Origin of the sequence: Pantoea sp. DY-5, assembly GCF_019795955.1 — a bacterium.
In the GTDB taxonomy this organism is placed as follows: domain Bacteria; phylum Pseudomonadota; class Gammaproteobacteria; order Enterobacterales; family Enterobacteriaceae; genus Pantoea; species Pantoea leporis.
The window spans coordinates 1-19313 of sequence record NZ_JAIMIE010000012.1 but is presented as its reverse complement, the minus strand read 5'-3'; the positions used below and the strand labels follow the sequence as shown (position 1 = coordinate 19313).

The 19313-nt window shown below is 50.7% G+C and carries 18 protein-coding genes and 2 pseudogenes; 10 read left to right on the top strand and 10 right to left on the bottom strand.

Annotated elements, in window-relative coordinates; all coding sequences use genetic code 11:
- Positions 1-42: 42 nt before the first annotated feature.
- The 3 genes from K5Y30_RS24415 to K5Y30_RS24405 all read right to left on the bottom strand — a co-directional run bounded on the left by K5Y30_RS24415 (position 43) and on the right by K5Y30_RS24405 (position 3331).
- On the bottom strand, positions 43-1377 hold the full coding sequence (locus tag K5Y30_RS24415; protein ID WP_222213987.1) for an MFS transporter: 1335 nt from the start codon (positions 1375-1377) through the stop codon (positions 43-45).
- Positions 1378-1473: 96 nt separating this feature from the next.
- On the bottom strand, positions 1474-2466 hold the full coding sequence (locus tag K5Y30_RS24410) for a transketolase family protein (protein ID WP_192413355.1): 993 nt from the start codon (positions 2464-2466) through the stop codon (positions 1474-1476).
- Positions 2467-2494: 28 nt separating this feature from the next.
- Entirely contained in the window at positions 2495-3331 is an 837-nt protein-coding gene (locus K5Y30_RS24405) for a transketolase (protein WP_222183841.1), read from the bottom strand.
- A 202-nt stretch (positions 3332-3533) separates the two neighbouring features.
- Between K5Y30_RS24405 and K5Y30_RS24400 the strand changes: the two genes are divergently transcribed.
- Both K5Y30_RS24400 and K5Y30_RS24395 read left to right on the top strand, forming a co-directional pair.
- A complete protein-coding gene (locus tag K5Y30_RS24400) occupies positions 3534-4496 on the top strand; it encodes a LysR substrate-binding domain-containing protein (RefSeq protein WP_222213985.1) in 963 nt (320 codons plus the stop codon).
- A 78-nt stretch (positions 4497-4574) separates the two neighbouring features.
- Positions 4575-4877 carry a VOC family protein gene (locus K5Y30_RS24395; RefSeq protein ID WP_370634245.1) on the top strand — a complete coding sequence of 101 codons (303 nt, stop codon included), beginning with the start codon at positions 4575-4577 and terminating at the stop codon, positions 4875-4877.
- 140 nt (positions 4878-5017) lie between these two features.
- On the opposite strand, the gene K5Y30_RS24390 is transcribed toward K5Y30_RS24395, so the two are convergent.
- Positions 5018-5968 carry an AraC family transcriptional regulator gene (locus K5Y30_RS24390; RefSeq protein ID WP_222183845.1) on the bottom strand — a complete coding sequence of 317 codons (951 nt, stop codon included), beginning with the start codon at positions 5966-5968 and terminating at the stop codon, positions 5018-5020.
- Positions 5969-6064: 96 nt separating this feature from the next.
- On the opposite strand from K5Y30_RS24390, the gene K5Y30_RS24385 reads away from it, so the two are divergent.
- The 3 genes from K5Y30_RS24385 to K5Y30_RS24375 all read left to right on the top strand — a co-directional run bounded on the left by K5Y30_RS24385 (position 6065) and on the right by K5Y30_RS24375 (position 8753).
- Positions 6065-6808, top strand: a complete 744-nt coding sequence (locus K5Y30_RS24385) for an SDR family NAD(P)-dependent oxidoreductase (RefSeq protein ID WP_222183847.1) — start codon at positions 6065-6067, stop codon at positions 6806-6808.
- A gap of 17 nt (positions 6809-6825) precedes the next feature.
- Positions 6826-7230, top strand: coding sequence for a VOC family protein (locus K5Y30_RS24380; RefSeq protein WP_222183849.1), 405 nt, complete (start codon positions 6826-6828; stop codon positions 7228-7230).
- A 620-nt stretch (positions 7231-7850) separates the two neighbouring features.
- Positions 7851-8753: a GGDEF domain-containing protein gene (locus tag K5Y30_RS24375; RefSeq protein ID WP_222183851.1), complete on the top strand. Its 903-nt coding sequence runs from the start codon at positions 7851-7853 to the stop codon at positions 8751-8753.
- A 184-nt stretch (positions 8754-8937) separates the two neighbouring features.
- On the opposite strand, the gene K5Y30_RS24370 is transcribed toward K5Y30_RS24375, so the two are convergent.
- On the bottom strand, positions 8938-9321 hold the full coding sequence (locus K5Y30_RS24370) for a Rid family hydrolase (RefSeq protein WP_101761070.1): 384 nt from the start codon (positions 9319-9321) through the stop codon (positions 8938-8940).
- Between the two features lie 368 nt (positions 9322-9689).
- Positions 9690-10286, bottom strand: a pseudogene (locus K5Y30_RS24365) (MFS transporter); the annotation flags it as partial.
- Between K5Y30_RS24365 and K5Y30_RS24895 the strand changes: the two are divergent.
- Positions 10277-10393, top strand: a pseudogene (locus tag K5Y30_RS24895) (LysR family transcriptional regulator); the annotation flags it as partial. The pseudogenes K5Y30_RS24365 and K5Y30_RS24895 overlap by 10 nt on opposite strands.
- Before the next feature lie 155 nt (positions 10394-10548).
- On the opposite strand, the gene K5Y30_RS24360 reads toward K5Y30_RS24895, so the two are convergent.
- Complete coding sequence (locus K5Y30_RS24360) at positions 10549-12858, bottom strand: FdhF/YdeP family oxidoreductase (RefSeq protein ID WP_222213983.1); 2310 nt, start codon at positions 12856-12858, stop codon at positions 10549-10551.
- Between the two features lie 644 nt (positions 12859-13502).
- Positions 13503-13709, bottom strand: a complete 207-nt coding sequence (locus K5Y30_RS24355; RefSeq protein ID WP_101761078.1) for a DUF3606 domain-containing protein — start codon at positions 13707-13709, stop codon at positions 13503-13505.
- A 347-nt stretch (positions 13710-14056) separates the two neighbouring features.
- Here K5Y30_RS24355 and K5Y30_RS24350 point away from each other — a divergent pair, with 347 nt between their 5' ends.
- Positions 14057-14296, top strand: a complete 240-nt coding sequence (locus K5Y30_RS24350; protein ID WP_137387215.1) for a transcriptional regulator — start codon at positions 14057-14059, stop codon at positions 14294-14296.
- Between the two features lie 64 nt (positions 14297-14360).
- Here K5Y30_RS24350 and K5Y30_RS24345 read toward each other — a convergent pair whose 3' ends face one another.
- Complete coding sequence (locus K5Y30_RS24345) at positions 14361-15239, bottom strand: LysR family transcriptional regulator (RefSeq protein ID WP_222213982.1); 879 nt, start codon at positions 15237-15239, stop codon at positions 14361-14363.
- 104 nt (positions 15240-15343) lie between these two features.
- Here K5Y30_RS24345 and budA point away from each other — a divergent pair, with 104 nt between their 5' ends.
- Genes budA through K5Y30_RS24330 form a run of 3 tightly spaced genes read left to right on the top strand, consistent with a single transcriptional unit; the run spans position 15344 to position 18611 of the window.
- Positions 15344-16126, top strand: coding sequence for an acetolactate decarboxylase (gene budA / locus K5Y30_RS24340; protein WP_222184305.1), 783 nt, complete (start codon positions 15344-15346; stop codon positions 16124-16126).
- Between the two features lie 15 nt (positions 16127-16141).
- Positions 16142-17821, top strand: a complete 1680-nt coding sequence (alsS, locus tag K5Y30_RS24335) for an acetolactate synthase AlsS (protein WP_222213980.1) — start codon at positions 16142-16144, stop codon at positions 17819-17821.
- A gap of 16 nt (positions 17822-17837) precedes the next feature.
- The gene (locus tag K5Y30_RS24330; protein ID WP_222184307.1) at positions 17838-18611 is read left to right on the top strand and encodes a (S)-acetoin forming diacetyl reductase; all 774 of its coding nucleotides are present in this window, start codon (positions 17838-17840) and stop codon (positions 18609-18611) included.
- Between the two features lie 394 nt (positions 18612-19005).
- Here K5Y30_RS24330 and K5Y30_RS24325 read toward each other — a convergent pair.
- A partial coding sequence (locus tag K5Y30_RS24325; protein ID WP_255606817.1) for a LysR substrate-binding domain-containing protein occupies positions 19006-19313 on the bottom strand: 308 nt, incomplete at its 5' end.

Below are 19313 nucleotides of genomic sequence, written 5' to 3'. Positions count from 1 at the left end.
TCATGTAACCGGCTGCATGCCGCCGGTTACATTGGCTGTTTGTCACTCCAGTTCGGCACCTGCGGGTAGGGGCTCACGGATGGTAAAGACCACCACCAGACACAGTGCCGCGGCGATACCCAGCGTGATGAACACCGCATTCCAGCTGTAGTTATCCAGCAATACTCCGACGATCAGGGGCATACACACCGCTCCCAGTTGCCCGCCCATGTTAATAATGGCGTAAGCGACCGGATAAGTCTCTCTGGACGCCCGGGCCATGGCATATACCGAGTAAGCTGAGTACCCCAGTGCTATCAGAAAGCCCAGGCAGAACAGCAGCAGGCCCAGCAGATAGGGATTCTGGGGTGCTACGGTCATCAGCCCTGTCATCACAATCGTGCAGACAGCACTGAACATCATCAGGGGCTTCCGGCGCTTGGCCAGCAGATTATCCGAAATCCAGCCGCCGCAAAGATTCCCTATCACGTTTCCGGCAAACGGCGTGGCAGCCAGCGCCGCGGAAGCCACGATGGACAGCTTGTGTTCCTGCAGAAGATATTTGGGCAGCCAGGACATGATCACGCCGTCAACAATCCCCACCATGCACATATAACCGATGGCTGCTCCGTAAATATCCCATGACCGGAAAATGGACCGGGATGAGTCGAGTGGGGTGAGCTTTGTCGTTCTGATCATGCGGTCAATAAAGCCATAGCGGAACGCCCGGCTTTTGAAACGTCGCTTGCTCCCCTCTTCATCACGGCTGACTTCCGCGATGTAATCCGCCTCCTGTTGATTCACAAAGCGACTTTCTGCCGGGGTATTCCTGACCAGGACATACCACACCAAAGCCAGAATGACTCCCGGTATTGAAAAGAACAGAAAGATATGGCGCCAGTCATAATGAATCAGAATCCAGGCACAGATGGGAGGAACCAGCAACGGCCCGAATTTTGAACCGGCCAGAAAAATGCCCGTGGCCGTCCCCTTCTCTTTCGTTGGAAACCAGTTGTTGATGGTGGCTGTTGAGCTGATCACGACGGGAGCTTCGCTGACGCCCACCAGCGCGCGCAGAATTTTAAGGTGCCAGACAGAATCAACTTTGCCCATCATAAACGTGAAGACGGATGTCAACAGCATACCGGCGGCATAGGAAAACCGGATCCCTTTACGTTTAACAAAAAAGCCCGCCGGGATCTGACATAGTCCGTAACCGGCAAAAAACAGGCTGATGATGAGACCTATCTCTGAATTGGTCAGGTCATATTCTTTCTGGATAAAAGGAATAGCGAAGCCGATGTTTGCCCGGTCTGCCTGTGCAACCATAAAGAGTATAAAAATGAGTGCTATCACAAACCATCTGTACTGACTCTTCCTTTTTAATTTATCAATCATGATAAGCCCTTTATCTTTCGGATATTTTCAATGGCAAGGCTTTAAAACAGAGTTGCACACACCCCTGCACACGCAGAGGCGTGTGGATGAGATGCTTTATTGTTTAATCCAGGATGCAATGTTGGAGGCAAGTGAACGTGCGGATATCTCATAGCGGTCATGAAGTGTTGGCAGCGCGCCAGCATCCAGGAATCTATCCGGCAGCCCGACCTGCCTGAATGGCCGGAATATTCCGTTTCGCATCAGCGCGGAGGCTACGGCTTCGCCCAGTCCGCCAATCACCGTGTGGTTTTCTGCAGTTATCACCAGACAGTTACGTTTTTCCGCCTCACGGCAAATAGTTGCTTCATCCAGGGGTTTAATGGTTGGGGAGTGCAGTATCGCGACGCTGATACCCTCTTTTTCCAGCAGGTCACGGGCCTGAATGGCGCGCATGGTCATCAGGCCAGTCGAAATAATCAGCGCCTGGTGGCCGTCTGCCAGCAGCTTCGCTTTTCCGACCTCGAACCTGTAGTCAGGGAACCGATCCAGAATGACCGGCACTTTTCCTCGCAGCAAGCGCATATAGACAGGACCTTCATGTTCATATATGGCCGGAATAGCCTGCTGAATATCAATGGCATCGCATGGATCGATGATGGTCATGTTCGGCATGCCGCGAAAAATAGCAATGTCCTCTGTTGCCTGATGGCTGGGGCCATATCCCGTTGTGAGCCCCGGCAATGCACAGATGATTTTGACGTTAAGCTTTTCCTCTGCGATAGCCATACAGATGAAATCATAGGCTCGTCGTGCGGCGAACACGGCATAGGTGGTGACAAAAGGCGTAGCCCCCTCGCGGGCCAGCCCTGCAGCGGCGCTCATCAGCAGCTGCTCAGCCATACCCATCTGATAAAACCGTTCCGGGAACTCGCGCGAGAAAATGTGCAAATCGGTATAGGCCGCCAGGTCTGCCGACATGCCGACGATATCATTGTGTTTTTTTGCGAGCTCGACCAGGGCATGGCCAAAGGGAGCCGGAATGGTTGCCTGCCCCTCTTCAGCAATTGAAGCAATCATGGCAGATGTGGTCAGTTTTTTAGTGGTCATAGTGGCCTCATTGAGTCGGAAGTGATTTTCAGATATGGCGTTTCAGGACATCAAGTGCCTGCTGCCACTCGGCATCAGCTACGCGAATGAAGTGATTTTTGTCTCTCTCTTCCAGGAAAGGCACTCCCTTGCCCATCAGCGTATCGAGAATGATCACGCGTGGCTGGTCGCCCGCATGATGCCGGGCCGCATCGAATGCACTGACAAGTGCCTGCAAATCGTGCCCCTTCACGCGCTGAGCAAACCAGCCAAACGCCTCAAACTTTTTATCGACCGGCTCGGTGGCCAGAACTTCCTGACTGTCTCCGTCCGCCTGTTGGCGGTTAACATCTACCAGCGCGATCAGGTTGTTGAGCTTCCAGTGGCTGGCGGAAAGCGCGGCCTCCCACGTCGACCCTTCATTCAGCTCACCGTCCGACAGCAGGTTATACACCGCCGCATTGTTCCCTTTTCTCTTAAGGCCCAGCGCCATGCCAACAGCAATACCCAAACCATGCCCTAGCGAGCCGCCGGTGATTTCCATCCCCGGGGTATAGGCCGCCATGCCGGACATCGGCAGAATGCTATTGTCGCTACCGTAATTCTCTATCTCGTGCTCAGGAATGATTTTTGCCTCGATGAGAGCGGCGTACAGGCCAATTGCGTAATGACCGATTGAAAGCAGAAAGCGGTCACGACCTTCCCATTCAGGATCTTCCGCCCGGAAGGACATGGCATGGAAATAGGCCACCGTGAGCGCATCGGCAATGCCCAGTGCCTGCCCTATGTAGCCCTGTCCCTGCACGGCGCCCATACGCAGGGCATGCCGCCGAATCGAATAAGCATGTTCAGAAAGGCCGTGAAGGTTGTGATTCAGTTTTGTCATCAGAAGTTCCCTTGAGTGGTAGATCTTAATGGTTTACCAATAAACTACAGACCTCGTCCTTAAGTCCATTTACGCTTGCTTTGTAAATAAAGAATTGTGAGAGTGATCTCGACAAATGGTTAACCATTTAATGATGAACAACTGTGACCACCTTTTGTAAGCTGATAAAATAGGAGCAGTTTGGTGTTACAAGGTTTGGAAAATGAGAAATTATGCGGAGATCCCTTCACTGAAGTGTCTTCAGGTTTTTGAACATATTGCCCGGGCGGGCAACGTGGTTCGTGCGGCTGAAGCGTTGGGTATTTCCGCTTCAGCCGCAAGCCATCAGCTAGCCACGCTGGAAAAGAGCCTGGAGTGCCAGCTGTTCGAACGTCACGCTGCCGGCGTGAAACTGACCGCCAGGGGAGAAGCTTACCTGGAGATCATTGGCGTGCATCTACAGGGGCTGATTCAGGCAACCGCGGAGATGAAGGCCGCAGGCCGCGTGAACAAAATCCATATTCACAGCTCCCCCACCTTCGGCTACCTGTGGCTTTTACCGCGCATTCAGTCATTTCAGAAGCAGTATCCCGGCACTGAAGTCACGCTGGCCTGCTCGTATGAGGACGTGGATTTCGGACGCGGCGAAGTGGATATCGCTATCCGACATGGCTTTCCGTCATGGGAAGGTTTCGATATCAGGTCCGTGAGAAATGAACGCATTCTGCCCATGGCATCACCGGAGTACCTTGCGCACGCACCCGTCGGTGCGCCAGAGGATTTGATCTCACGCAGGCTTATCTATTCGGAAAATACATTACTACGCTGGCCTGAGTGGTTCCGGGCACATAACATCGCCCAGCCCGCCCAGCCCTGGCTTTTCAGGTTTGATCGCTCATATATGAGCCTGGAAGCCGCAGCGATGGGGCACGGTGTGGTGCTTGAAAGCGAGCTTCTGGCAGAGAAATTCCTGCGTCAGGGCACGTTAGTCAGGATCCTTCCTGAGCAGTTCAGCCATGCCATCAGCGCACATCATCTCGTCATGCCGCTGGGCTACCGGAGCAGGCCAAAGCTGCAGAATTTTCTGGGATGGTTTGAAGAAAATTTAGCCTCTGCCGGGACTGTAAATTCACCTGCCCTTACCGGCCCGTCCAACAGTCAGACAACGTTCGTATCTCCATCATAATCCGGGTGCATAAGATGCTCTTTAGCCCTATAGCTTTAGGCTGAAGACTTCCTTTTCACTTGATGAAAGAGAGGAAATATCCTTAGGGCTGATAGCAAAAGTCAGCATTATGAACTGACGCTTCTCACTCATAGCGGGTATACGCTCCCTGCATCGAGGCTCTGGCTTCATGATAAAGACATAACAGGCGCTTCAACACATCTGGCTTTTGCTGCCAGTGAACGGGCCATAGTCGACGAATTCTGGCGTGCCGCTCTACAGGTAGGCGGGAGAGACAATGGCGAACCGGGAATTCGCCATCATTACCACTCTCACTATTACGCCGCTTATATCTTAGACCCTGACGGTAATAACATCGAAGTCGTCTGTCAGAAAGGATGAGTAAGATGGCCGGACGACACTTTGCGAAATTGAACCCCATCTGAATTACGGCCTGCTAGTTTCGCCTGTCTGCTACCCGCGAAGTGAAATATCGTGTGGTGAGTTATTGCTTTGTTACGGCAGCAAAATTTACTGCCGCATCAAACGTGTTGATTCAGCGGGCTTTCTGCACCATCAGCGTCGTACCTTAGACTTGCAACGTCTTTCAAAGGAGAGCGGCCAAAGAAACGGGCGTACTCGCGATTAAACTGAGGCACGCTGCGATAACCCACCTCCATGGCAACAGACGTAACGCTCTGCTGGCGCGCCAGTAATTTGGTTCTGGCATGGAGAAGACGGACGCGCTTCTGATACTGGACCGGACTCATGTTTGTCACGGACTTAAAATGACGATGAAAAGCCGATACGCTCATGGCTTCCTGTGCGGCCAGTGATTCAACCACAAATTCATCAGCAAAATTATGTCTAATCCAGCGAATCGCATTACCTATACGCGCCAGCATGGTTCCCGGTGAAGCAATATCCCTCAGCATCCAGCCATGTGGGCCTTTCAGAACATGATAAAGGATTTCACGTTCATATACCGGTGCGAGAGCCGGGATATCTTCAGGGCTCTTCATCAGGCGAAGCATTCTTACCCAGGCATCCAGCAGCTCGGGCGTGACGGCAGCAACGGAAAAAGCACCCGACTGCGGATCAGCCTTCACGGGAGGTAAATCAGCCAACATCGTCGCTATCCTCTCAGGTTTCAGGGTCAGACTGATCGCGAGATAAGGAGCACCGGTGGCCTCGGGAAGGACTTCGCCTACGGCTGGCAAATCTACTGACATGACAAAGTAAGAAGCAGGATTGTAGTGGAATATCCGGTCACCTACCGTCATGGATTTACTTCCCCGCAGTATGAGATTAATCATCGGCTCATAGACCGCAGCCAGCGCATGCGCGGGAACGTCCCCCTGCACCATTGCCACACGCGGTATACCGGTTTCGGTTCGCCAGTTTCGGGCATGAGCGGCCATAAGGCGCAGTTCGTCAAGCAGGGGTTCCAGTGTCAAGGTCAGCCTCCTCCGTATGATGATTAAAGCGAGCATAAAGCAGAAAAAGGCAAGAATCGAGCAGGAACGCAGAGGCAGAGCTGTCCCGGAGGTTTTATCCTTTTTCCTCTCGCAGACAGAAAGGATGAAACCTTGAAAATTGTACTGATTACCGGCGGCAGTGGCGGAATTGGCGCCAGTGTGGCGCAGCAGTGCGCGGCTAAAGGGATGGGGGTGATTGTGACTTATAACAGCCATCCTGAATCTGCCCTGAGGGTTGTGAAGGAGATTGAAGCGTCAGGCAGACATGCCGTTGCGCTGCATCTGGATGTGGCTCGCACCGAAACCTTCGGCACTTTCCGCGATGCCTTACTTGAGATAGTCAGTATCACCTGGGAACGTGAGCACATTGACGTGCTGGTAAACAACGCCGGGTTTGGGCTCTTCAACCCGATTGAAACGGTGACGGAGAGTGAGTTCGACACTCTTTTTGCCGTGCACCTGAAGGGCCCTTTTTTCCTGACCCAAAAGCTGCTGCCTCTGATTTGCGATGGAGGACACATCATCAACGTTACCAGCGCCACCACGCGCGTGGCCACGACAGGTGTTGCGCCCTACGCTGCCTTTAAAGGCGGCCTTGAAGTACTGACCCGCTATATGGCCAAAGAGTTCGGGCCGCGGCGCATCAGGGCAAACGCAGTCTCTCCGGGTGCAATCCGTACGTCGCTGGGCGGAGGACTGAACGAAGAATTTGAGAAACTGCTCGCCTCACAGACCGCGCTGGAACGCGTGGGGGAGCCGGATGATGTCGGCCGGGTAATCGCAGGCCTGGTCTCTGATGACAGCGTCTGGATCAACGCACAATCCATCGAGGTCGCCGGCGGCTACCAAATCTGAATCCTTCCGGAGGTTTTATGCTCGATCATCTGTTTTTAACGGTCAGCGATACAGACCGTTCTGTCCGTTTTTATACGGAAGCGCTTGCCCCTCTCGGCATCACGGTTCGTCATGATTATGACGGAAAAGAGGGGCCGCCAGGCCATCCGAATTTGAAAGGGTTCGGTGTTCAAGGCCGGATCTTTTTCTGGCTACGCGAAGGAACTGTTGCGCCAGCTGCTGTACATGTCGGGTTTGTCGCGCGAAATCAAACAATGGTGAATGAAGCCTATGCTTCAGCCATGCGTGCCGGAGCGTCTGACAATGGCGCACCTGGCGCCCGGCTTCACTACGATCCCCGCTACTACGCCGCCAGCGTTTTCGATCCCGATGGCTACAGCCTTGAATTTGTCTTTAAAGAATGGCAGCACCCTCAATCATGAAAACACTACTGATTTATGGCGCCACCGGATACACGGGACGCATAACCGCCGCCCAGGCTAAAAGTGCCAGCCTGAATATTATCATTGCCGGCAGAACAGGCAGCGGCTGGGAGTATTTGCCGGTGAACTTGACGTCAGTATGCGGGTTTTCGGCCTGGAGGACGCTGGTGAAATCGCGCACGCGCAGTTGCGGAAGTTACAGGGGCTGACGGGAAGATCAACCTACTTATGGCGCTGAGTATAAAGCCGCCAAGTTTTTATGCTGCATATGGCAGTAAGGTTAGAATGTATGAACGGAGCCTGAAGCGTTATTTTTCCCTCTTCACTCATTGCAGACCTCATTTCTAAACATGTCCCCTTTGTGCCAGAAATGGGCGCTGGTAGTCCTGCATTACATTAATAGTCTCAGAACAGGTCAGGTATATCCTGAACAATATTGAAACCATAAGTATCTAATCATAAAATGAAAGCAAATCAGCAGGATTGAGTTGGAAGCCTTTTTTTTATTCATGTGAAACAATAAATTAGCATACCTGGTTAATCACCTCCGCCACACAAATCATCACCTCCATAAATAATTATGTGGTACTATTTATACCTGACCAAAACAGGATAGCGTGATGAATTTCAAGATACACGACAAACTTATACATGAAGTTGAATCTCCTAAAGGACTTCTTTATAGGATGGTGATCACTTATACTTGCTTTATGGCAACCTTGATTATTGTTCTCTCTTTTGCTATTGGTGACACTTCAAAAATCAACTTTTATTTCTTCATTAATTCTTGCACTGTAGCAGTGATGGCATGGTTTATCAGGAAATCTTTTAATATCCAATCTACTGAGGTGAACTTGCTTGTTTTTAGAGTGAGTTTGTTTCTGCTTTTGAACTCATCCCTGGCTTCAATGGCAGGCGGACTTGGTTTGATTGAAAGAGATACAGCATCATTAATTGCTTCAATTATTTATATTCCAGCCATATTAATGATTATTTTTTTATTTGAAAAGTTCATATTCTATGTGAACCATAATTATAAATCAGCGGTTAATCTTTCACTTACAGACGAATTAACAGGGTTGCCTAACAGAAGACATTTGAATGTTATATTGAGAGGATTGGAGAACCGGTCAGGAACTATCTGCATTGCTGATATTGACCACTTCAAAAAAATTAATGACACATATGGTCATGAGGCTGGAGACAGGGTGCTGAGAGATACCGGGCTGAGACTAAGTAACCTTGTAAGCGAGAATGTTTTTATTGCAAGATCGGGTGGTGAAGAATTTGCCATCGTTATCTATGACAATATCAACGCAGAAGATATCATCAGAAAAATTAAAACTTCGGTTTCAGATGCATGCAACGGAAGTTTCGGTATCACGCTAAGTATTGGTGTGGCAACCAAGCTTAAACATGACTCATCTTCTTCTGCTATCAATGCAGCTGATGATGCCCTGTACAGAGCTAAGAGAGCAGGTAGAGATTGCATTATCTACGACCAGTCTTTTAAAAATAATTAATTTTCCATAAAAGGGAGGAAGAAAGTTTATGAGAATTTCCGCCCTCTTTTGTTTGATTAACTGAAAGCTAACGGTTTTCATGGAAAAGTCGGATGTCCGCTTCTCGCTCATAGCGGACCTGACATACCAGTCCGCTTAATGCCAGAAACCGACACAACTATTATTTTAGTGCCCACGCCTAAAACTATCTTTTGGCTACAATCCGCATTTCCACAAGGGCATTCTCAGGAATGAACTCTGACACGCCTATAGCTGACCAAGCTGGATATGGCGCCTTTACATACTCATCTTTTACTCTGGAAAAAACGTCGATATGTTTTTTGAGGTCAATGTGAAAAGTGGTCATCTCAAGTATGTGTTCATAGTTTAAACCAGCGGCATTTAAATAAACGCCAAGCTTATAAAAGGCATCATGAAATTGTTCTTCAGGATGCTTACTTATAGGTTTATCCCTACGTGCTGCGGTAACACCGGAAAGATATACTGTGCCATCTGCTTCGATAACGGGGGAAAAGTGCCAATCATCGAAATAGTGTTGAAATTCTTCAGGGACGATAGATTTTTTCATAATTTCATCACCAGTTGATGAGTTAATAAATTTCAGCATTTACAACATTAAATGCCCTCAGCGCTCAGGATGTTCAACCTATCCATCTATTGCTCATTGCTCATTGCTCATGGAAGATATTGCCATGCGCGCATGTCATTATTGTGCCAATAACGGACGACTCTGATGTCACGATTTATTCATGAATACCGAATAAACTCCTGATACGATGAAAAATGATCTGCCTGAAGTACGTGCAAAACGAAGAATTATCGTTGTGCATATTAACAGCAGAAACTGAACAGTCTGTCAGAAAAATAGAAAGAAAAACACGTTCTCAGCTTGCTGCCTAATTATATGGCGCTTAACGTCAGCTGAGAACTGTTGCGTTACCTTTGAGATAAGCCATCCGGATTCATAGAGCGATCAAAGGAGCGCCGAATTAGCCTGATACTTAACCCTGCCCCTATAGCCAGGCAGATAGCCATCGTCAGAAGCGCGACGATAAAAGCATGTGTAATTATTGAGACGCTGTTACCGTTCCCAATCATGCTGTAAAAAATGCCGCCGATAACCGCCACACTTAGCGCAGTGCTAATTTGTAATGCCGAGCTGGTTACGCCAGCAACCATACCTGAAAACTGTGGCGCGACCCGGCCTGTCACCATCCGCACCAGAGTTGGCATCGCCAGCCCTTGACCAAGCCCGGTCACGAAAAGCAGCATGGCGAGGGGCAGCATAGCGGGAGAGTGACCGGGCATCGTCGTAGCGATCAATCCTGCCATACCTGCTAAACCTGCGGTTTCACATCCCATTCCGATGGCGCTAAGGTAATTTCCGGCATACTGCCTCAGGTACGTTGTCAGTAACGGACCAATGAGAAAGCCGACACCAAAGGGTAGAAAAAGCGTGCCTGCAACCAAGGCATTTAAATTTAAGGCACTCTGCAGATAGACAGAAAACAGAAGAAAGAACGCGCCGATTGATGCGTGTGCCCTACGCACTTTATGGCACGCCACAGAATGCACAGGCACTGCTCACCGCCCCCTCTTCGGTGGGGCTGATCCTGATGAATACTGGACAGTCACACTTTCCTTCTGAAGTGACCCCGTTCCCGTAGACATTTGCTGTCCTCACGATGAGGGCTCTGCTCCTCGCTCATAGCAGACCTCAAGACATTGCAAACTACCGCCCCTTTTGCCACGGTTGTGGCAATCAGAAGGCAGGCAAGCCTGCCTCATTTTCACTTTAATGGGATTCTACGGCCTGCGGAGTGACAACGTCGCGTGACCGCAGCGTGATACGTACCGGAGCAGATTTATACGACGGCGTACCACTCTCCTTGTCGATGTAGTCCAGTGGGATCAGGACGTTAGCCTCCGGATAATAGGCTCCAATCGATCCCTGTGAGATGGCATAGCGAATTACCGTCATGGATTCCAGACGCATACGGTAGCCCGGCACTGCTGACTCCAGATCCACAACATCCCCGTGCTCAAGCCCCAGACGTTCCAGATCAAAGTCACACATAAACAGGACATCACGGCGGCCGAATACTCCGCGGTAGCGATCATCCATGGCGTAAATCGTCGTGTTGTATTGATCGTGACTGCGAAGCGTAATCAGACGTAGCACGTCGTCGCCCGGCACCGTCAAGTCTTCATGCGTGCCTTGATAAAGCGAAAACATCGCTTTACCGCTCGGGGTCGGCCAGATGCGATCCCGCGGCGGCAGTGGCATCTGAAAACCACCGGGTTGGCGAATGCGGGCATTGTAATCATCGAATCCGGGTATGGTTTTTTCGATCAGGTCGCGGATGAGATCGTAATCGGCTATCAACTCATTCCAGTTAACCCGCGTTCTCGGCAGAGCCGCGCTGGCCATCCCGGCAACAATGGCCGGTTCAGAACGCAGCAGCGGCGACGCTGGCTTCAACTTTCCGGAAGAGGCGTGCACCATCGACATGGAATCTTCAACAGTGATCGACTGGCGATTGCCAGACTGCTCATCCAGTTCGGTACGGCCGAGGCACGGCAGCAGTAGTGTCTCTTTCCCGGTCAGAAGATGAGTACGGTTCAACTTGGTCGCGATGTGAACACTGAGTTCAAGTTCACGCATCGCCGGAAAGGTCACGTCTGAATCGGGCAGCGCCACGGCAAAATTTCCTCCGAGGCAAATGAGCGCCTTCGACTGCTTGTCGACTATCGCTTTCATCGCCTGCACCGCATCATGACCATGATGCGACGGTGGTGTAAATCCAAACACGTTTTCCAGCTTATTGAGAAAATCGGACGACGGTTTCTCAGTGATCCCCACGGTACGGTTACCCTGCACGTTGGAGTGGCCTCGTAACGGACAAACGCCTGCGCCAGGTTTACCTATATTGCCTCGCATTAGCAGCAGATTGACCAACAGGCGCACATTATCCGTACCGCGGTTGTGCTGTGTAATGCCCATACCATAAGTCAGGATAGTGGCATTCGATTTGACGTAAGCTTCAGCGACGCGCCTGAGATCTGCCTGCTTCAGGCCTGAGTCTTGCTCGATTAATGCCCAGGATGTGGCTTCGATGTCCGCCGCGAAGCGCTCAAACCCTTCTGTGTGCTCGCGGATAAAGGCATGATCCAGTGCCGTACCGGTTTCAGCCTCAATCGCCAGCACCGCTTTGGCGATACCTTTAAGCGCAGCCGAATCGCCACCGGCACGGACCAAATAATACGTTGACGCGATATCGGTTGAGCTGTTGGTTGCCATCTCCATGACATTCTGCGGGTCGGAAAAACGCTCAAGCGCGCGTTCGCGCAGCGGATTAAACACGATAATCGGTACGTTACGGCGCGCCAGCTCGTGCAGCGTTCCCATCATGCGCGGATGATTGGTTCCTGGATTATGACCCATTGAGAGAATAAGCTCTGCGCTATCGAAATCGTCCAGTGACACGGTGCCCTTACCGATCCCAATCGACTGAGGCAAACCTACGCTGGTTGCCTCGTGGCACATATTTGAACAATCAGGAAAATTGTTAGTGCCATACTCCCGGGCAAAAAGCTGGAACAAATAGGCCGCCTCGTTTGATGCTCGACCGGAGGTATAGAACTCAACCTCATCTGGCGGCAGTGCAGCTAACTTATTGGCAATACACGTAAAAGCCTCTTCCCAGCTCACTTCGATGAAGGTGTCGCTTGCTGCATCATAGCGCAGCGGCGTGGTTAACCTGCCGTATCCCTCCAGCTCATAATCGGAACGCTGCAGCAGCGACGTAATAGTGTTTTCGGCAAGAAATGCCGGCGTAACGCGCTTGGTGGTCGCTTCCCATGTGACCGCCTTAGCGCCATTTTCACAGAACTGGAAGGTTGAGCCATGATCCTTATCAGGCCAGGCACATCCGGGGCAATCAAACCCATCGGGCTGATTAGTGCGCATCAGCGTAGGCGGCGCTTTTAAGGTATCCATTTGGTTTTTAACGGCTATTGCGGTTGCCTTAAGTGCTCCCCAGCCGCCTGCCGGGCCATCATAGGGGTGTACGCCTGGTACTGTGCGATGATTTTTTTTGCTCATACAAATTCGGCTCACGTGAATGTAATTTATGATGCTGCAGCCCCTGCGGAGGTTGCTTAACGTAACAGCGATATGTGCAGGTGTTATTTGAGCCTGAATATCCCTTCATCCACTGGTGTTATGGATAGTTTGAAGGTAGCAAAAAAAAACAGATCTCCCACGCTGGTTATCAATTGGTTACTTTTTAAATTCATTTCTTTATCTGGCTAGCAAAGAGTAACGACCGGAATTTCGATCTATCCACTCATTGGAAGTGTATTGCCGCTTAAGGAAGGCGTACCTGAATGATTATTCTGGAACGTAAAGAGTGTCCCGTCGGGAAAGCCGTCATTTGTACTTTCTTTAACGAAATAATTATCTAATGACGATACATTTATTTCATCGTGCAAACGTTTTACTTTTTCCAGCTAACTGTCACAATAAAAAAGCTACATAAATAGCGCGCTATTATAAAGCGCGCGATATATATAAATGATAAAAATTATTATTTATAGTGACAACACCGGGGAAAACCTTATGCACACACGCTTTTGTTGGGCAGGTTTACGACGCGCCGCAGGTTATCGCGGGCGTTTATAAGCAGCACTTCACTACCACAAGGTCCGTTCGCCACCCTCACGGGGGTGGTTAACGGTTGACCGGCACTAACGTTTTGGGCGAGAAGTGGGGGTTGTCTCAAGCCACGCGCGCACGTTCTCCAGGTCCGGCCCGACTTCGCGCAGGGCCTGACTCAGTCGGTCTTGTGTGGTGCTTAACTTCAGAGTCCAGAACGTGATTTGCCACTGCTCGCGTATCTCTACCTGACTGAGGTCTGCGGGAATACGCCGCTGAATGTATTGACGGTTTTTCATTATTTTTATCCTTTTCTGTTTTATGCAGGAACGCCCGGCATGAGGCTTGCCAGCGCAATACATTCCCTATATTGAACAATCACCCTGGATAAAATAGAGGAATATTCCTGCTGTTGAGGTAGGGATAAAAAAGGAGAGTAATCCTGGCGAGGCCAGCGATTTATTCTGACATGTGTTAACAATATCTATTTCATTAAACTAAAAAATAATTATTTTCATTTCTTCTTAATAAGTCTCTGATAAATGAGAAAATTAAAACACTGCATCCAGGTCATGTTAACGTGATGTTTAGAGGCGGGTGAGCGATACACCCAAATTCACTCCATCCCGTATTTAAGGAGTTTTCTTTGAGAAATCAACTTTTAGAGCGGCCCGTGGCCGTACAGCATAATATTCGTGATCTCAGGCTTGCCGCTGGCCTTTCACAACAGAGTGCCGCTGAGCGTTTCGATCTTAGCCTGCGTGTTTGGCAGTCGAAAGAGTCTGCGAAGAATCCAGGGCAGCTCAGCCAGGGCGAATATGAATTGTTATTGTTGCTGGCTGGTCAACATCCTTACTTTGCACTGGTGTCGCACCAAAAAAAGTAAGCTGCCTTGTCCGTATCATTCGATAAAGATCAAGCACTGCATCAATGTCACAGAGTTAGCCGTATCACTGGCTAATCAAACTGAGTAGATGCATCACCGTCCTGGAGGGATTGTTGCGCCGCCAGGCAAAGGCGATATCGGTAAACAGGGTGTTATTCTCTATTTCGCAAAATGTAACATGCGGGTTGTTCACACAGCACATGGACTCTGGTACCAACGCGATGCCACAACCTGCTCCGACCATGCCGAGAGACGAGGTGATTTGGGGAGCTTGAATAAATCGTGTTGTGGTGAACCCCGCGCGCAGACAGGTGCTGACGATGAGCTCATACAGGCTGGGAGCGACTTCACGCGGAAACATAATCAATGTTTCGTCCACCAGCTGCGCTAATGCAATGGTGCCTTGGGAGCTACATGCATGGCCCGCAGGTAACGCAATCATCATTCTTTCGGTAGCGATGACTTTCAAATTAAACGCCTTGCTGCTTTCACACGGCAAACGAATAAACGCCGCATCAAGCAACCCATCCCGCAGATCCTGCATCAGCAAAGCCATATTCTCTTCCCTGGCAATGAGTTCCATTGCCGGATAACGCGTTCTAAAACGCTGAAGAAGGTCAAACACGGGTGCCCCGAAAGCGACTGAACTGGCAAACCCGAGCGACATCTGTCCGCTTATACCCCGCGCCATACCACGGGCTTTTTCAAGCGCATGGTCGGCCAGCTGAACAATCTCAGTGGCGTCATTTAGGAACGCCCTGCCCGCCTCGGTGAGTTCAACGCCGCGCGTCAGGCGTTTCAGTAATGGTGTCCCAATCTCATGTTCCAGCCGCTGTATTTGCTGGCTCAGCGGTGGCTGAGAAATGCCGAGCATTTCTGCAGCACGAGTGAAATGTAGCGTCTCGGCGACAGCAACAAAATAACGCAGATGGCGAAGTTCCATATCAAAAACGTCTCAAAGTTAACAGGTTTCGCTATTGGATTCGGTAAGCCAAAAAGCCCACCATGATATTAACACGGCTTAACTATTGGTTTGCGAGGTGGCAAATGTGTAATTTTGTATCTGCCTGTTCATGCGAGGAACAGCTGAAAGAAACCGTCTTTAAACTCCATGATGATTCACCAGAAAAGGTTATCTATCAGACTTCACTGATGAGCGCGCTGCTAAGCGGTGTTTATGACGGATCCACCACGGTGTCCGATCTGTTAAAGAAAGGCGATTTTGGCCTGGGTACGTTCAACCAGCTGGATGGAGAACTCATTGCCTTCGACAGCAAGGTCTATCAGTTACGCTCCGATGGCAGCGCCAATCCTGCCCAGCCCGAGCAACAAACGCCGTTTGCTGTGATGACTTTTTTCAAACCTGAAAATCGCCACCGCTTTACTGAAACCGCCACGCGAGAAGAGGTTCATCAGGTTATCGACAGCAAAATCACTTCAGATAACCAATTCTGTGCCATGCGTATCAGTGGTCGCTTTCATGCCGTACGGACTCGAACCGTTCCCTGCCAATGTCGCCCTTATCGCTCGATGCCGGAAGTGCTGGGCGATCAGCCAACCTTCGCATTTAAAGAGACGCAGGGTGAACTGATTGGCTTCCGTACGCCGCAGTACATGCAGGGAATCAACGTGGCGGGTTATCACGAGCACTTTATTACGGATGACCGGCAAGGCGGTGGGCACATCCTCGATTATGTGCTGAAGGAGGGAACGCTAACCTTTGGCTCCATCAACAAGCTTGTCATTGATCTACCCCGGGATACCGAATTTCTTCAGGCAGAGCTTACGCCGCACAATCTTGATGAAGCCATTCGCGCCGTCGAAAGCTAACAATAGGGGGGCAATATGAAAACGTTAAAAACCCACACTCACTGGAACAGCGGCGCCGATCTCGTGGTCGCGCAGCTTGAAGCACAAGGCGTAAACCACGTGTTTGGCATCCCCGGAGCCAAAATCGACAAAGTGTTTGATTCATTAGTGGATTCTCCCATTCAACTCATCCCTGTCAGGCATGAGGCAAATGCTGCCTTTATGGCCGCAGCGGTAGGCCGACTTACGGGACATGCCGGTGTTGCACTTGTGACCTCCGGACCAGGCTGCTCGAATCTGGTTACCGGCATGGCAACCGCCACCAGCGAAGGCGATCCGGTGGTGGCTATTGGCGGAGCGGTGAAACGATCGGATAGCGCCAAACAGGTTCACCAGAGCCTGGATACCGTGTCGATGTTTCGTCCGGTAACGAAATATGCTGTTGAGGTCACCGCCCCCTCCGCGCTGACCGAATGTGTCTCTAACGCATTTCGTTATGCAGAAAACGGACGCGGTGGAGGTGCCTTTATCAGCCTGCCGCAGGATATTGTTGATCAGCCGGTTTCCGGCAGCCCTTTGCAAAACAGTGGACACGTTAAGTTGGGCGCGGCCCCCGATGCCCTAATTGAGGCTGTCAGCCAGGACATCAGCCGGGCAAAAAATCCGGTTATCCTGCTGGGCCTGATGGCCAGCCAACCAGAAAACAGCGCCGCAATCCATGAACTGCTGTCAAAAAGCCAGATCCCCGTGACCAGTACTTACCAGGCTGCAGGCGCAGTCAGACAGGAGCACTTCTCAAGGTTTGCCGGACGGGTTGGATTATTTAACAACCAAGCTGGAGACCGGCTATTACAGCAGGCGGACCTGATCATCACTATCGGTTATAGCCCGGTTGAGTATGAGCCGGCAATGTGGAACAGCGGCAAAGCCATCCTGGTACATATTGATGTGCTACCGGCTGATACGGATAACCGCTACCAGCCCGACGCAGAACTGGTAGGCGACATTGCGCAGACCGTATGCAAGATTGCCGCCCGTATCCTCTCACCATTAACGCTAAGCCACGCTGCGGCCGCTGTACTGGAAGACCGCCAGCAGCAACGGCAATTACTGGCGATGCAAGGTGTCAGCTTAAATCAGTTTGCGCTGCATCCCCTGCGCATCGTGCGTGCGATGCAGGACATCATTAACTCTGACATCAACCTTACCGTTGACATGGGAAGCTTTCATATCTGGATAGCGCGCTATCTGTATAGCTTCCGTGCGCGTCAAATCATGATCTCTAATGGTCAACAGACCATGGGTGTCGCCCTTCCCTGGGCTATTGGTGCCTGGCTGGTTGATCCCTCGCGCAAGGTGGTGTCGGTCTCCGGGGACGGCGGATTTTTGCAATCGAGCATGGAACTGGAAACTGCCGTCAGGCTGAAGGCCAATATCCTGCACATCATTTGGGTTGATAACGCCTACAACATGGTCGCCATGCAGGAAGAGAAAAAGTATCAGCGCATTTCAGGCGTCAGTTTCGGTCCGGTGGATTTTAAAGCCTATGCTGAAGCCTTTGGCGCAGCCGGCTTCTCCGTTAACAGTGCGGCAGAACTTGAGCCAACATTGCGCAAAGCAATGGATGTCAGCGGCCCCGCTGTGGTCGCAATTCCGGTCGACTACCGCGATAACCCGCTACTGATGAGTCAGTTACACCTGAGTCAAATTCTCTAATTGAAAGGATATGATTATGAAAAACAGAGTCGCGTTTGTAACCGGCGCCGGACAGGGCATTGGCGCAGCCATTGCCTTACGCCTGGCAAAAGACGGCTTTTCCGTAGCCATCGCGGATTTCAATCTTGAAACGGCGCAGCATGTCGCTGATGAGATTGTCACATCAGGAGGAAAGGCCATCGCGCTGCAGGTTGATGTCACCCAACGCGATAAGGTTTTTCACGCCGTTGAAGAAGCGCGCCATGCGCTGGGTGATTTCAACGTCATTGTGAACAACGCCGGTATTGCGCCATCAACACCGATTACCGATATCACCGAGGAGATTATTGATAAGGTTTATAACGTCAACGTTAAGGGTGTGATTTGGGGGATGCAGGCGGCGATTAGCGCTTTTTCCGCGGAGAAGCACGGTGGCAAAATCATTAATGCCTGCTCTCAGGCAGGACACGTCGGCAATCCGGAGCTGGCAGTTTATAGCTCCAGCAAATTTGCCGTTCGCGGGCTGACGCAGACAGCGGCTAAAGATCTTGCGTCGAAAGGCATTACGGTCAATGCCTTCTGTCCGGGTATTGTTAAAACCCCCATGTGGGAATCGATCGACAGGCAAATTTCACAAGCGGCGGGTAAACCGGCTGGCTTTGGGACGCAGGAATTTGCAAAACGCATTACTTTGGGCCGGTTATCTGAACCGGAAGATGTAGCCGCATGCGTCGCATTTCTGGCGGGACCGGATTCCGACTACATGACCGGCCAATCGCTACTGATCGACGGCGGAATGGTATTCAACTGATTCGCGGATCGTGCTTACCCATACTGCGGTGTGGGTAAGCTATTGATCATGCGCAGTTGCTCATCGATCCCCGCCCATCAGCACCTTCCTGCGATTCGCCCTCGTGGCCTGTAAAAAAGCGGGACAGCGAGTTTATATACAGCATCACAGGCTGTCATTGGCCGTTATCAGTATCACAGTGGCGTGACGTTTTCAGAACTGATGCTGCCGGATACCATGATCCGTGCAGAGTCCGGAAGTAGCCACCTTCACAAAGTTGGCCGAACAGCGATCCGCATTTATCGGTTTTCGCCCCATAATGGACATGCGTTCTCCACAGGCAGCTTTGTGCCGGAAGCGGGCATTACTAACAACACGAAAATTTCATCAATTAATAGTAGCCAATACACTATTGCTATTTTTGCATCAGCTTAATCAGCATCTCGCAGAAGGCCTCGCTTGCTGGATTTAAGCGATGTTTATTCAGGCGAAGCAGGCAATCAACCGACGGCAGAGGCATCAATTTCTCAAGTTCAGACACATTACAAATCGCTTTCTCTACGCTGTATTGATTGAGTATTCCTACTCCCAGCCCTGTGGTTATCGCCGCAAGCATACCTGCTACTGAAGGACATTCCAGTATCACTGCAAATGGAATTTTTGCCTGGCGAAGTTTCTCCTCAGCCAGGTTACGGTAAAAGCAATCCGGTCCCCAGGTAATAA

Excerpts from the sequence above, each read along its gene's own strand:
- K5Y30_RS24415 (WP_222213987.1), bottom strand. The coding sequence starts at position 1,377 with ATGATTGATAAATTAAAAAGGAAGAGTCAGTACAGATGGTTTGTGATA.
- K5Y30_RS24410 (WP_192413355.1), bottom strand. The coding sequence starts at position 2,466 with ATGACCACTAAAAAACTGACCACATCTGCCATGATTGCTTCAATTGCT.
- K5Y30_RS24405 (WP_222183841.1), bottom strand. The coding sequence starts at position 3,331 with ATGACAAAACTGAATCACAACCTTCACGGCCTTTCTGAACATGCTTAT.
- K5Y30_RS24400 (WP_222213985.1), top strand. The coding sequence starts at position 3,534 with ATGAGAAATTATGCGGAGATCCCTTCACTGAAGTGTCTTCAGGTTTTT.
- K5Y30_RS24390 (WP_222183845.1), bottom strand. The coding sequence starts at position 5,968 with ATGCTCGCTTTAATCATCATACGGAGGAGGCTGACCTTGACACTGGAA.
- K5Y30_RS24380 (WP_222183849.1), top strand. The coding sequence starts at position 6,826 with ATGCTCGATCATCTGTTTTTAACGGTCAGCGATACAGACCGTTCTGTC.
- K5Y30_RS24375 (WP_222183851.1), top strand. The coding sequence starts at position 7,851 with ATGAATTTCAAGATACACGACAAACTTATACATGAAGTTGAATCTCCT.
- K5Y30_RS24370 (WP_101761070.1), bottom strand. The coding sequence starts at position 9,321 with ATGAAAAAATCTATCGTCCCTGAAGAATTTCAACACTATTTCGATGAT.
- K5Y30_RS24360 (WP_222213983.1), bottom strand. The coding sequence starts at position 12,858 with ATGAGCAAAAAAAATCATCGCACAGTACCAGGCGTACACCCCTATGAT.
- K5Y30_RS24355 (WP_101761078.1), bottom strand. The coding sequence starts at position 13,709 with ATGAAAAACCGTCAATACATTCAGCGGCGTATTCCCGCAGACCTCAGT.
- K5Y30_RS24345 (WP_222213982.1), bottom strand. The coding sequence starts at position 15,239 with ATGGAACTTCGCCATCTGCGTTATTTTGTTGCTGTCGCCGAGACGCTA.
- budA (WP_222184305.1), top strand. The coding sequence starts at position 15,344 with ATGTGTAATTTTGTATCTGCCTGTTCATGCGAGGAACAGCTGAAAGAA.
- alsS (WP_222213980.1), top strand. The coding sequence starts at position 16,142 with ATGAAAACGTTAAAAACCCACACTCACTGGAACAGCGGCGCCGATCTC.
- K5Y30_RS24330 (WP_222184307.1), top strand. The coding sequence starts at position 17,838 with ATGAAAAACAGAGTCGCGTTTGTAACCGGCGCCGGACAGGGCATTGGC.